Annotated in this window: 12 protein-coding genes, 1 tRNA gene and 1 pseudogene; 7 read left to right on the top strand and 7 right to left on the bottom strand. The window is 70.5% G+C overall.

Translation table 11 applies throughout. From position 1 onward, the window contains the following. The first annotated feature begins 37 nt into the window (after positions 1–37). A complete protein-coding gene (locus C471_RS04450; RefSeq protein ID WP_004046851.1) occupies positions 38–943 on the top strand; it encodes a hypothetical protein in 906 nt (301 codons plus the stop codon). Between the two features lie 19 nt (positions 944–962). Here C471_RS04450 and C471_RS04455 read toward each other — a convergent pair whose 3' ends face one another. After that, entirely contained in the window at positions 963–1,844 is an 882-nt protein-coding gene (locus C471_RS04455; RefSeq protein ID WP_004046852.1) for an MOSC domain-containing protein, read from the bottom strand. A 183-nt stretch (positions 1,845–2,027) separates the two neighbouring features. On the opposite strand from C471_RS04455, the gene C471_RS16195 reads away from it, so the two are divergent. After that, positions 2,028–2,666 carry an IS6 family transposase gene (locus C471_RS16195; protein ID WP_004046853.1) on the top strand — a complete coding sequence of 213 codons (639 nt, stop codon included), beginning with the start codon at positions 2,028–2,030 and terminating at the stop codon, positions 2,664–2,666. Positions 2,667–2,821: 155 nt separating this feature from the next. Here C471_RS16195 and C471_RS04460 read toward each other — a convergent pair whose 3' ends face one another. After that, positions 2,822–3,604, bottom strand: coding sequence for an archaeal proteasome endopeptidase complex subunit alpha (locus tag C471_RS04460; protein ID WP_004046854.1), 783 nt, complete (start codon positions 3,602–3,604; stop codon positions 2,822–2,824). Positions 3,605–3,834: 230 nt separating this feature from the next. Here C471_RS04460 and C471_RS04465 point away from each other — a divergent pair, with 230 nt between their 5' ends. The 3 genes from C471_RS04465 to C471_RS04475 are packed head-to-tail and all read left to right on the top strand — an operon-like array spanning position 3,835 to position 7,173. After that, complete coding sequence (locus C471_RS04465; RefSeq protein WP_049908961.1) at positions 3,835–5,268, top strand: hypothetical protein; 1,434 nt, start codon at positions 3,835–3,837, stop codon at positions 5,266–5,268. After that, entirely contained in the window at positions 5,261–6,004 is a 744-nt protein-coding gene (locus tag C471_RS04470; RefSeq protein WP_004046856.1) for an ABC transporter ATP-binding protein, read from the top strand. Before C471_RS04465 ends, C471_RS04470 begins: the two co-directional genes overlap by 8 nt. Then, positions 6,001–7,173, top strand: a complete 1,173-nt coding sequence (locus tag C471_RS04475; RefSeq protein WP_004046857.1) for an ABC transporter permease — start codon at positions 6,001–6,003, stop codon at positions 7,171–7,173. Before C471_RS04470 ends, C471_RS04475 begins: the two co-directional genes overlap by 4 nt. A 100-nt stretch (positions 7,174–7,273) precedes the next feature. Here the strand turns inward: C471_RS04475 and C471_RS04480 are convergent, their stop codons facing one another. Next, on the bottom strand, positions 7,274–8,911 hold the full coding sequence (locus tag C471_RS04480) for an HTTM domain-containing protein (protein WP_004046858.1): 1,638 nt from the start codon (positions 8,909–8,911) through the stop codon (positions 7,274–7,276). Positions 8,912–9,054: 143 nt separating this feature from the next. On the opposite strand from C471_RS04480, the pseudogene C471_RS04485 reads away from it, so the two are divergent. Beyond that, a pseudogene (locus C471_RS04485) lies at positions 9,055–9,466 on the top strand (thiol-disulfide oxidoreductase DCC family protein). Positions 9,467–9,489: 23 nt separating this feature from the next. On the opposite strand, the gene C471_RS04490 reads toward C471_RS04485, so the two are convergent. The 4 genes from C471_RS04490 to C471_RS04505 all read right to left on the bottom strand — a co-directional run bounded on the left by C471_RS04490 (position 9,490) and on the right by C471_RS04505 (position 12,085). Next, complete coding sequence (locus C471_RS04490; RefSeq protein ID WP_004046860.1) at positions 9,490–10,011, bottom strand: dihydrofolate reductase; 522 nt, start codon at positions 10,009–10,011, stop codon at positions 9,490–9,492. 8 nt (positions 10,012–10,019) lie between these two features. Then, the gene (gene thyA, locus C471_RS04495; protein ID WP_004046861.1) at positions 10,020–11,048 is read right to left on the bottom strand and encodes a thymidylate synthase; all 1,029 of its coding nucleotides are present in this window, start codon (positions 11,046–11,048) and stop codon (positions 10,020–10,022) included. A 169-nt stretch (positions 11,049–11,217) separates the two neighbouring features. Further along, positions 11,218–11,288: transfer RNA gene (locus C471_RS04500), tRNA-Gly, on the bottom strand. Between the two features lie 101 nt (positions 11,289–11,389). Continuing rightward, positions 11,390–12,085 carry an enoyl-CoA hydratase/isomerase family protein gene (locus C471_RS04505; RefSeq protein WP_004046862.1) on the bottom strand — a complete coding sequence of 232 codons (696 nt, stop codon included), beginning with the start codon at positions 12,083–12,085 and terminating at the stop codon, positions 11,390–11,392. A gap of 59 nt (positions 12,086–12,144) precedes the next feature. Between C471_RS04505 and C471_RS04510 the strand changes: the two genes are divergently transcribed. Next, positions 12,145–12,810 carry a DUF7114 family protein gene (locus C471_RS04510; RefSeq protein ID WP_004046863.1) on the top strand — a complete coding sequence of 222 codons (666 nt, stop codon included), beginning with the start codon at positions 12,145–12,147 and terminating at the stop codon, positions 12,808–12,810. Positions 12,811–12,824: the final 14 nt, after the last annotated feature.

The raw sequence follows: 12,824 nt of genomic DNA on the forward strand, positions 1-12,824 counted from the left end.
GGGAAGTTTCATATCCGTACGCGCGTAGGTAGTTCACATGCCAGACGACCACCACGGTCGGTCGACGCGGCTCGACGCCGTGGTCCGCGACCGGGGGATCGACGCGCCGGCCGACGATTCACCGGCCGACGCGCCCCGATCCGAGTCCGGCGCGGGGCCACGAGTCGCACGCGTTCCCGAATCGCACGTCCACGACACCTTCTCCGTGGAGGGGATCGATACGAAGCGCCGGGAGGGGCTGCTTGAGGCCGTCCTCCGCGACTGCGACGGGGTAAGCGCCGCGTCGGCGACGGCGCGGAACGGCACCGTCGGCGTTCACCACGACCCGTCGGTCTCCCGGGACGACCTCCGCGAGACGTTAGAGGCGTGCGGGCTCGTCGTCGATCGGACGGACCGGGCGTTCGAGGCCCGGCGGGCCTCGCAGTTCGCGTCGGCCCGCGTCGCCGTCGCCGTGCTGTTCGGGCTGATGGTCGCGACGCCGTACATCGCGGTGTTGTACCCGACCCGGATCGAGTGGCTGTTCTACGACCCCGTCACGGTGGCGTACCTGCAGTCGCTCCTCGACTCGCAGATGGCGACCCACTTCTTCGTCAACCTCGGCGCGCTGTCGGGGATCGCGTTCCTCGTCGCCTGCGCCCCGATCGTCCGCCGGGCGCTCGGCGGACTCGCGGAGGGGAGACTCACGACAGATGCGCTCTTCGTCGGGAGCGTCGCCGGGCTGTTCGCGTACAGCACCGCCGCCGCGTTCACCGGCTTCGACGGGACCGTCCACTACGACCTCGTCGCCTACGCGGTCGTCGGTGCCACCCTCTGGACCCACTTCGGCGCCGCGGATCCGGCCGCCGAGGGGCGCGATGCGGCCGAGTCGGTCGGAAGCGCGGCCGACACCGACACCGAGGTCGCTGACGGCGACCCGGTCGCGATGACCGACGGCGGTCGGTAGCCGCCCGCTTTTCGCTTTTTCAGTCCCGGTCGTTCGGCCCCGGTTCGACGCCCTCGATCGCGACCGCGTCGCCGACCGCGAGCGGCGAGCCCCACTCCGCCTCCGGGACGACAGTGTTGACCATCAGCCGGAAGTCGTGGTCGAACCGATCGCTGTCGATCCACGGCGGTCGCGTCTCGCGGCGCTTCCGGACGAACGTCTCTCGGAACCCGTCGATCGGCTCGCCCGTGTCCGGGTTCCGCGAGGGGACGACACAGCGCTGGCACGGGTTGACGCCGAACAGCTCGGTCCCGCCGATCGAGACGCGCACGGCCTCGCCGCAGTCGGCGAACAGCCGGTCCTCCCAGAACGCCGGGCAGTCGTCGAGCACGAGGTTCGGCCGGAGCCGCCGCCGCATCTCCGTCGCGTCCGCGATCTCGTCGAACCACGAGGCGGTCGTCTCCAGCGTCGCCCGCGAGACGACCGTCGGTCCCGGCGCCGCTCGGTCGTCGGGGAGCCCTCCGTCCGGTTCGCGGACGAGGTCGACCGCGTAGCCGAGGTAGTCGCCGACCCACGCCGCCAGCGCCTCGCCGTCCTCGGGGAGCGCGAAGGTGCGCGTGTCGGCGTCGACCCCGGTTTCGGGGCGCGCCGGCCGCGAGAGGGTCACCGCGGTCGGCGTCGCGTCGGTCGAGCCGGCGGTCTCGTAGCTCGCCGAGAGCCCGTGGACCGCCGGCTCGCTCTTCCCGTTGACGTAGCCGCCGTCGCCGCCGACCGAGGCCGCGTGCGGGTCGACGCCGGCCTCGACGAGCGCGTACGTTCGGTCGCCGCGGAGGGCGCCGTTCGGTCCGAGCTCGGCGCTGTCGACTGCGGCTCCGTCGTTCGATTTCAGCGGGTACGCGACCAGCTCCGCGATGCGTGCCATGTCCGCGGTTCGGTGGGCCGCGACAAAAGGCTCTGGGAGGGTGATAAGGTCGCGTTAAGTTAGAGGATGAGGCGGACGATTTCTGAGTGTCTATGACAGAATTCGACCGCCTCAGCGAACGTATCGCCTGGATCGACNGGTCGCGTTAAGTTAGAGGATGAGGCGGACGATTTCTGAGTGTCTATGACAGAATTCGACCGCCTCAGCGAACGTATCGCCTGGATCGACTTGTCGTTTGTGGAGCGAGATCGAACGCCGCGCTGGGCGATTGAAGTAGGGATCCGCTGTCATTTGGCCGGTATGTCACTACGCGAGGTAAGTAATCATCTCGAAAGGTTTGGGATCGATCGCAGTCATGTCGCTATCCATCACTGGGTTCATAAAGCCGATCTACAGCCGATCTCGACCGTCTCCGAGGATCAACTCGCGGTTGATGAAAAGATGATCCGCCTCCACGGCCAGAAGTTCTGGCTGTACGGCGCGGTTGATCCACAGACGAACGAGATCCTTCACGTAAGTCTCTATCCGACCGCAAACAAACAGACGACGCGATGGTTTCTCACCGAGCTACACCGGCGCTATCAGCTCAACAACGTCGAATTTCTCGTCGATGACGCAGACTATCTCGGCTCAGTCCTCGCTGAAGACGGCTATCGATTTCAAGTGATTCGACATGGAAATCGGAATGCCATCGAACGTGTCTTTTGGGAAATAGAAAGACGAACATCATCGTTTGCGAATAGTTTCAGCAATGTCGCGTTCGAGACAGCTCAAAATTGGCTCGAAGCCCTCGCAGTCTACCACAATTCACGCCAAACTTAACGCGACCNAGTTTCAGCAATGTCGCGTTCGAGACAGCTCAAAATTGGCTCGAAGCCCTCGCAGTCTACCACAATTCACGCCAAACTTAACGCGACCGGTGATAAAGCGGGAAGGAGAGGGCAGGGGAAGGCGGGAGGGACGAGAAGGCGAGTGAGTTACTCCTCGCCGTCGGCGTCCGCGTCCTCGTCGGCGGCGTCCGCGTCCTCCTCGTCGGCGGTCGTCAGGCCGGCGGCCTCGAACGCGTCGGCGACCTCCTCGACGGGGAGGGTCCGGTAGCCGTCGGCCTCGGTGACCGTGGCGACGGCCAGGTCCGCCGGTTCGAACTCGACGTCGTGGGCGGCGAGGGCGGCGACGCCGAGTTCGATGCCCGCGTCGATCGAGAGCCCGTCGGTCCACTCCTCCTCGAGGTGGCCCTGAATGTCGGAGCGGCCGCCGCCGATGACGGTCGCCTTCCACTCGTTAGGGGTCCCGGAGGGGTCGGCAGCGAACAGGCGCGGCTCGCCGTTGTCGATGCCACCGATGAGAAGCGCGGCGCCGTACGGCCGGGTGCCGCCGCGCTGGGTGTTCTCCTGGATGTGATCGGTGACGAATTTCGTCAGCGTCTCGACGCCGACCGGCTCGCCGTAGCGGAGGCGGTTCCCCTGCGACTGGCGCCGTGCGAGGTCGATCAGCTGGCGGGCGTCGGCGACGTGGCCGGCGCTCGCGGTACCGAGGTGGTCGTCGAGCTTGTGGAGCTTCTCGATGCTCTCGGCCTCCATCAGCGTCGAGGACGCGCGGGACATCGCGACGAAGACGACGCCGTCGGCCGTCCGAACGCCGACGCTCGGCGCGCCGCGCGAGACCGCCTCGCGGGCGTACTCTACCTGATAGATGCGCCCGTCCGGCGAGAACAGCGACGTGCCGCGGTCGTACGCCTGCTGGTCGTTACCGCCCATCATCGTCGATCACCCGCTCTCGCGGTGTCGCGCTGGCTCATTACCCTTCCTTACGCCGGACGGTTGAAAAAGCATCCGTAACCGGTACAGACAGTCCGGGACCCGGCACCCTATACGTCCGCGTCGGTCGGCGAACTGGGACGGTCCGGAGCGACCCGGGGCGGCGATCGGTCGTCCTCGACGCGACGACACCTCCCTACGACGGATATATATCGCGCGGTCCCCTAACAGGAGTGACATTGACACTCACGAGAACCACAGCCGCGCTGCTGGCCCTGCTGACGCTCCTGGGGGCCGTCGGCGCGGCCGCGGCGGTGCCCGACGCCCGGATCGCCGTCGACGGGGTCGACGTGAGTTCGAGCGAGCCCGCGGTCGGTGAGCGGACGGCGCTGAACGTGACCGTCTCGAACTCCGGCGGGAGCCCGGCGGCGGCCGACGTGCGGAGCGTCCGCCTCCTCGACGCGGGCGACGAGGTCGGTGACGACGGGGACGGCGACCCCCGCGACGAGGCGACCGCGGTCGGGGCGCTCTCGGCCGGCGACGCGACCGACGTGGTGCTGTGGACCCGGTTCGACGAGCCGGGCGAGCACCGGCTCACGGTCGAGGTCGTCGCCGAGGAGGAGGCGACGGGCGGCGAGGACGACGACGGGGGGACCGTCACCGTGACCCGCGACGTGATCGTCGACGTGCAGCCGGCCGAGGTCGCGCTCGGCGTGCGGACGCGGGCGCTCTCGCCGGAGGACCTCCAGAGCGACGAGGAGGATCAGAGCGCCGGCGGGATCGGGGTCAGCGGCATCGAGGGCGTCTTCGGCGGCGGTGGCGGCGGGCTCCAGTCCGCCGAGGACGACGAGGGCGAGCCGGTCCGGTCGGCCGATTCCCCGGTCGCGGTGACCGTCGTCAACACCGGGACCTCGACCGCCGACCGCGTGAGCCTGACCGCTGTCGGGACGCCGGTCGGGGAGGACGGCAGTGAGAGCGACGGCGACGGGACGGAGGGCGACGGGACAGACGGCGAGGACGGCGGCGAGGCCGAGCCGACCGTCGAGGTCGGTCCCTTCGTCGTCGAGGACGTCGCGCCCGGCGAGGAGCGGCAGGTTATCGTTGATCTCGGTCGCCTCGACGAGCGTTCCGAGGTGACGGTCACGGCGGCGTTCCGGTCCGAGCTCGACGCGCCGGCCGGCGCGGGCGCGAACCGGACGGCGACGTCGACGCTCCGATACCCGCCGCGGGAGGGCAACCCGACGGTCACCGACGCGACCGTCCGGACGACCGCCGACGGCGAAGTGGTCGTGGACGCCAACCTCGGCAACGCCGGGACCGGCGACATAGAGGGCGTCGTCGTCTCGGTCGCGGGTGCCGAGGGAGTCGAGCCGACCCCGGCGGGGCAGGAGTACTTCGTCGGCGGCGTGGGCGCGGGGGACTTCGTCGCCTTCGACCTGCGGACCCCGGCGAACGCCACCGTCGCCGACTCGGTCCCGATCCGGATCGCGTACACGGAACGCGGCGTCCGGTACGCCGAGACCGCGAGCGTGGCGCTCCCCGAGGGCGGTGGAGGCGGAGGGAGCTCAGGGGCGGTCGGCACGCTCGGGGCGCTCGGCGTCGTCGGCCTCGTCGGGGGCGCGGGGGTCGCGGTCGCCGGGAGCGCGATCCGTCGCCGCGATGTATAGCGTCGAGCTCCGCGGCGCGACCAAGCGGTACCCGGGCGGCGGCGCCGAACCGGTCGTGGCGCTCGACGACGTGGACTTCGCGGTCGAACCTGGGGAGTTCGTCGCGGTCGTCGGCCCCAGCGGCTCCGGGAAGTCGACGCTGCTCAACGTGCTCGGCCTGCTGGACGACCCCACCGAGGGATGGCGCCTGCTGGGCGGCACCGACGTGACCGGGCTCACGGTCGCCGAGCGCACCGCGGCCCGCAAGGAGTCGATCGGGTTCGTCTTCCAGGATTTCCACCTGCTGCCGACGCTGACCGCGGTCGAGAACGTCGCGCTGCCGACCGCGTTCGACCCCGGCGACGAGAGCGACCGCGCCGCCGACCTGCTCGACCGGTTCGGGCTCGGCGACCGGCTCGACCACGAGCCGTCGGAGCTGTCCGGCGGGCAGAAACAGCGGGTCGCCATCGCCAGGTCCCTCATCAACGATCCGGCGGTGCTGCTCGCGGACGAGCCGACGGGGAACCTCGACACGGAGACCGGCGAGTCGATCCTCGCGGAGTTCGAGCGCGTGAAGGAGGAGGGGGTCGCCGTCGTCGCCGTCACCCACGACCCGCTCGTCGAGGAGTTCGCGGACCGCGTCGTCGAACTCACGGACGGGGTGTTGGAGGGCGGGATTCCGGACGAAACGGACCCGACGGACGACGCCTCGCCGGCGCCCGACGCCGACTCGGCGACCGCGCCGGAGGAGCGATGAGCGGGGGCGGAATCGCGCGGTGGCTCCGCGGCTGGCGCCCCGCCGTCTCGATGGCCGCGCGGAACCTCCGGCGAAACCGCGTGCGGACGGCCCTCGCGGTGCTCGGCGTCTGCATCGGCGTGCTCGCGGTCGCGGCGCTGGGGATCTTCGGGAACGTCCTCGCGCTCGGCGCTGACGACGCCATCGGCGACATCGGCACGCAGGTGGTGGTCTCGCCCAACGCCGACGCGGGCGTGGAGTCGCTCTCGGCGGCCGACGTGGCGGCGATCCGCCGCGCCGTCGACGACCCGGCGGTCGGCGATCCGGCCGTCGTCCCACTGTACTCCGACAACGCGGTCGTGGAAGGCGTGACCTCGCAGACCTTCGCGACGATATACGGCGTCGAGGAGCCGGGCCTCGCGTTCGAGGCCGCCGAGGGCAGGCTCCCGGAGCGCCACCGACAGGGGGCGATCGTCGGCGCGGGCGTCGCCGAGGACCTCGGCGTCGAGGCGGGCGACACCGTCGGGATCGCCGGGACGCGGGTCCGCGTCGTCGCCGTGCTCGCCGAGAGCCAGACGTTCAGCCCGGTCGCGCCCGACGACGCCGTCTTCCTTCCGGAGTCGGCGTTCGCCGCCGACGGCTACGCGCAGGCGCTGGTCGTCGCGGAGTCGGGCGAGACGGCGCGGGCCGCCGCGGACGCGATCCGCGAGGGGGTGAACGCCCGCGAGGAGCGCGTCGACCTGTTCGAACTGGCGGCGATCGTCGACGAGATCAACGGGTTCTTCGACCTCCTGAGCACGTTCCTGCTCGGGCTCGGCGCCATCTCGCTCGTCGTCGCCGGCGTCTCGATCCTCAACGTCATGCTGATGAGCACCGTCGAGCGCAGACAGGAGATCGGCGTGATGCGCGCGGTCGGCGTGACGCGACGGGACGTGTTGCGCGTGCTCTTGGCGGAGGCCGGGCTCATCGGCGCGGCGGGCGCGGCGGCGGGGACCCTGCTGACCGTGCTGCTCGTCGCCGGGCTCGTGGCCGCGACGCCCACGGTCGACGCCGCGCTCGTTCTCGACCCGACGAACGGCTACTACCTCCTGTTGGCGCTCGGGTTCGGCGTCGGCGTCGGGCTCGTCAGCGGGGCGTACCCCGCGTGGAAGGCGGCGAACGAGCGCCCCGTGGAGGCCCTGCGGAGCTGAGTCGATGGGGGGCAGTTCCGGGGCGTGACGCTCGCCCGGGAGAGGGGGTCGCGGCGCTCGGGAACCTCGCGATCGGCGCGCGGCGACCGATCCCCGCGGGTCACTCGTTCTGAACGAACGCGCCCGAGCAGTCGTACTCGATCAGTTCGAACTCGTTCGCGGCCGTGACGGTGCCGTTGTAGGGGTCGGTCCGCTCGTACAGCCGGTAGACGGTGACGTTCTCGACGGCGGTCGCGTGCGTTCGGTTCCACTCCGCACAGAGGTAGTTCGCGAGGTACGAACGGTGCCGCTCGTTGTCCGTCGACCCGACGTTGGAGAGGTACTTCCGCCAGCGCGCGGTGGGGTACGTCACGTCTACGTCCGGCGGTCGGTCCAGCGAGACCGCGGCGTCCCGGAGCACGTCGCGTTCGCCCCCGTGTTCGAGGGCGCCGGGCGCGGCGAACCACCGCGTCGTGCGGACGGGATCGGGCGCGAACATCTGCCAGTGCTGGTCCATCTCGACGGTGTCGAGGACTTCTTCGCCGCGGTCCGGGACCTCGCCGTACCCCACCGACGCCGCGCTCGAAAGGAGGATCAAGGCGACGAAGACGGCGGGGAGCGCCGTCGAGAGGACGGTGCGGCCGGCTCCGACTCCCGCCGAGAGGCCGTTTCGGAGGCCGCCGAGTCGACCGTGGCCGCCGAGTCGACCGTGGCCGCCGAGTCTCGGGCTCGGCGGCGACGGGTCGAGCGAGGCCAGCGTGCCGCCGGCGGATCCGAGCCGCGCGCGCCACCGGGCGACGACCCCCGATGGTCCGAACCGATCGAGTCCGCGCTCGGCGGCGTCCCAGACGGGCGTCTGGAAGAACGGAACGAACCCGACGACGGACACGACCGGAAAGAGATCGATCCGCATCGTGGCGGCCATCCCGAGGTGCATTCCGACGAACAGCGAGGCGAGCGCGGCGCGCGGAACGCCCGTGAGGACGACCAACAGGGGCGAAGCGAACAGCAGCGCGATCCACGCGAACGTGGCCGCACGGAGCAGGGCGGGGAACTGAGGAAGCAGGTTACCGAGGTGGTAGGTGAAGTGGTCCGCCTGCATGACGTACGCGACGGCCTCGCCGCTCGTCCAGAGGTCGCCTTCCAGCTTGTGCAACGCGTTCGTGGCGTACATCACCAGCAGCTGGAGCAGGACTCCCGTCGAGGCGAACGTCGCCACCGCGGGACCGCGGGAGCCCGGTTCGGCCTCGCCGCCGGTGTCGTCCTGCCGGACCGAATCGACCGACCAGCGCGCGCCGAGCGGGAGGAAGGCGCCCCAGAACAGCAGCATCGCCAGCAGGGAGTCGCCCGCGTTCAACACCATCGGGTTGCGGGCCTGAAGCGAGAGCAGTAGCAGCCACGAGACGACCGTCGCGAGCCGCGTTCGGTACCCGACGGCGAGCGCGAGGGCGACGACGCCGGCGACCGCGAACAGCGACGCGACGGCCCACGGCTCCCCGGAGAGCGCGTGAAGCGAGTACACCTCCGAGTAGTCGGCGAACAGCGCGCGCCGCGGGAGCACGCCGGCGTCGGTGTAGAAGGCGGAGAGCGACCGTGATCGGCGGAGCAGGTCGGCGATCAGCAGCGCGCCGAGGCCGACTCGGAACGCGGCGAGGGCGCGCAGATCCACCGCCGCTCGCGCGGCGACGGCTACCGAGAGCCGTCGAACGACGGGCGCGAGCCGCGACCGGACGGCCGCGACGGAGGGGGATCGAGCCATAATTTTGTACTGCCGCTTGTCGGAACAATTCTGTAACAGAGATAAGCTTTCTGTAGACTGAAGCGTTCGCTTGCGTCACGATGCGGACTCGGGCTGGGGCAACCGGAATCCTGAACCGCGCGACGGCGTGACCGTGACGGGCGATGGAGCGGGAGATCCCGGAAGACGCCGCGATCGTCTCTTCGACGGCGTCTGTAACTCTGTAGCGGGTTCGCACAGTTCATCTCCCCCCGCGACCCGGAGGGGGAGGACCGGTTCGCCTCGCCCCAGTCCGACGTCGGACGGGCGCTGCCGGCCGAACACGACCTCCCGACCGACGAGCCGGAGTCGATCGTCCTGATCGAAGACGGGGAGCGCTACGTGAAGTCGGCGGGGGTCATTCGGATCGCGGCGGGACTCTGCGGCCGCTATCGGCTGCTCTCCACGTTCCGATACGTCCCGGCCGCCGTCCGCGACCGCGTGTCCGACTTCGTCGCCGACCACCGGTACCGGTGGTTCGGGAAGAAGGACCGGTGTATGGCGCCGTCCGACGTGGAGTCGCGGTTCCGAGAGTGAACCGGAGCATCGCTCGACGGCGCTCACTCCGCGCCGCGTCGCTCGTAGGTGACGAACGCGAGGTCGCCGTCGGTCTCGCGGTCGCGCTCGTCCCACGCCTCGGCGTCCCACTCGGGGAACCGCGTGTCGCCGTCGGGACGCCCGGGAACCTCCGTCAACACCATCCGGTCGGCGCGGTCGAGGAACTGCTCGTAGACGGTGGCGCCACCGATGACGTAGGCCTCGTCGACGCCGCGGTCGGCGGCGTCGGCGTCGGCGAGATCGATCGCCTCCTCGACGTCGTTCGCGACGACGGCGCCCTCGGGGAGGTCGAGGTCGCGCGTCGTCAACACGACGCTGGTCCGGTCGGGGAGCGGGCCGCCGATCCGGTCGGCGATGCTCTCGTAGGTCGCGCGGCCGACGATCACGGGGTGCCCGGTCGTGAGCCGCTTGAAGTGCGCCAGATCGGCCGGGTAGTGCCACGGCATGCCGCCGCTATCGCCGATGACGCGGTTCTCGGCGACCGCGGCGACGAGGACCAGGTCCGCGGACCGCTCCGGCGCCATCGACCCGGTCACTCCGCGACCGCGAACGAGATCCCGTCCGCGGAGTCGTAGTCGACGACCTCGACGTCCTCGTAGGTGAGCTCGTCGAGCGGCACGTCGGCGATCTCGATCCGGGGGCGCTCGCGCGGCTCCCGCGAGAGCTGTTCGAGCAGGCCGGGGACGTGGTCGTACCCCTCCTCGCCGTCCGCCTCGTCGGGCGCGGTCCGCTCGACCCAGCTCTTCACGTCGAGGTAGTCGGCCTTGCTCTCGACGTTCGCGAGCCGCTCTTGCACGTACGGGAGGTTGTTCGCGTACCACTTCCCGCGCTCGCCGCGCCCGCAGTAGACGTGGGCGTCGACGACGGTGTGGCCGAACTCGCCCACTTCGAACCCCGTCCGCTGCGCGAGCGCGTTCGCGAGCAGCGCGTACGCGGCGATGTTGAACGGCACTCCGAGCGCGATGTCTCCAGAGCGCTGCGTGAGGTGGAGGTTGAGCCGGCCGTCCTGCACGTTCACGACGAAGGTGTAGTGGCACGGCGGCAGCGTCGAGACGGCCGCGTTGGCGGGGTGCCACGCGTTCACGACCATCCGGCGCGATCGGGGGTTCTCGTCGAGGGTGTCGAGCACGTACTGAATCTGGTCGAACGTCCGGCGCTCGGTGCCGTCGGGTCCCTCCTCGACGTTCACCCAGCGGTGGGCGTCCTCGGGCCACGTCTCGCCGGGGAGCGCGTCGACGCCGTCCGGCACGGGGAACCGGCGCCAGAACCGACCGTAGGCGGTGTCGAGGCGACCCTTCTCGTCGGCCCACGCGTCCCAGATCTTCGTCTCCTCGCGGAGGTTTCGGATGTGCTCCTCGCCGGAGAGGTACCAGAGCACCTCGTGGATCAGCGAGTTCCAGCGGTAGCCGTCCATCTTCTTGGTCGTGAGGAGCGGGAACCCCTCCGCGAGGTCGACGGTGTACTGCCCGCTGAACGTCGCGATCGTGTCGACGCCGGTCCGGTTCGGCTTGTACGTGCCCGTCGACAGGGTGTCGTCGACGAGATCGAGGTACTGTTGCATGGTGGGATCGGGCTCGCCGGCAGACTCGCCGGCGAGACGGGTTTACCTGTCCAAACGAACGGGCGAACCTAACCGTGACGGTCTGGCGTGCGGCTCGGCGGTGAACGCTTCGAAAGCCCCGACCGCAAAGTGGGATGTCTGAGACTATCCGGGCAGGTCAGTTAGAAGGTGCACCGGCCGAGATTTGAACTCGGGTTGCAACCATGGCAAGGTTGCGTGATACCACTACACTACCGGTGCGTGCTTCGCACTCGGTGATTGGTCGGAGGATTACTTAAACCTGTCACATCCGACCGACGGCGGGGGCTGCGACGGGGGGCACAGCGAGCAGATTTCGCGACTCACACCCCGCGCGTCGCCGCGATGTCGTCGCCGTGTTCCGCTACGAGGTCGGCGAACGCGGTCGCCTCCGCCTCCTCCTGTGTCCCGTCGTCCCGCCGGTCGCGCACCCGGCGTTTGATCGCGCGGAGCGCGTCCGGCTTCCCCCTCCCGATCGCGTTCGCGACCGATCGGGGGTCGTCGACGACCCGAGAGACGAGTCCGGTCCGGAGCGCCTCGTCGGCGTCGAGCACGCGGCCCGACAGCGCGAAGTCGAGCGCGTCGCCCTCGCCCATCACCCGCGGGAGGCGGACCGTTCCGCCCCACGCGCCGAACAGCCCGAACTCCACGCCGGGCTCCGCGAACGTCGCCGCGGGCGTTGCGACGCGGAGGTCCGCCGCGAGCGCGAGTTCGACTCCGCCGCCGCGGGCCGCGCCGTCGATCCCGCAGACGACCACCGTCTCGGCGTCCGCGATCGCTCGGGCCGTGCGCTGGCCGGCGCGGGCGAACGACGCCGGGTCGTCGAGGGCGGCGACCACGTCGAGGTCGGCGCCGGCACAGAACGCCTCGCCGGCGCCGCGGAGGTAGGTCACGGGCGCGTCGGCCTCGGCGACGGCGGTGCGGAGCGCGGTCAGGTCCTCGGGTCGCAGGGCGTTTCGACGCGCCGGGCGGTCGATCGTCACGACGCGGACCGCGTCGTCGTCTCGGGTGCGAATCACACCGTGGTATCCCGGTCGTTTCCAAAGGTCTTTGCCCCTCGATCGACTACCGTTACGTAATGGACGATGCCGCGCGAGCGCGTGACGCCGCGTCTGAGGCGCTCGCCGACGTCGAGCCCGATAAGCTGCGTGAGGCCCTCGAAGACCGGATCGCGAACGCCGCCGTGACCCCGGGCGTGCTGGCGCTGGTCACCGCTCGCGCGGTCGACCCCGAGGTCGACCCCGACGCGGTGGTCGACCGGGCCGCCGGCGTCCAACTCATCTACGAGGGGCTCCGGCTCACCCGGTCGGTGGCCCACGAGGAGCCCTGGGAGGCCGCGGCCACGCAGGAGACGGACATCGACGCCGACATGGACGTGTTGACCGCCGACGTGCTCGTCTCGCGCGGGTTCGCCCTGCTCGCGTGTACCGACGCCGCGGCGGCCGCGGTCGGGGTCGTACGCGCGTTCGGCCGCGACCAGACGCTCCGCGACCGCGAGGGGACCGACCCCACCGCGGCGACCGCGCTCGATCGGAACCTGGAGATCGACGCCCTCGAACTCGCGGTCGTCGCCGGCACCACCGCCGTCGGCGGCGACCCGCCCGAGGAGCTGTTGACGTACGCCCGCGACTTGGCGGCCGACTACGACGGCGGATTCCCTCCGTCTGGACGCGCGCTTCCCGAGGCCACGGCCGACCGGATCGCCGACATCTCCGACCGGGCCGTGAGCGCGACCGATCGGTGAGTCGCCCGACGGCG

The organism is Halorubrum saccharovorum DSM 1137 (assembly GCF_000337915.1).
Classification (GTDB): domain Archaea; phylum Halobacteriota; class Halobacteria; order Halobacteriales; family Haloferacaceae; genus Halorubrum; species Halorubrum saccharovorum.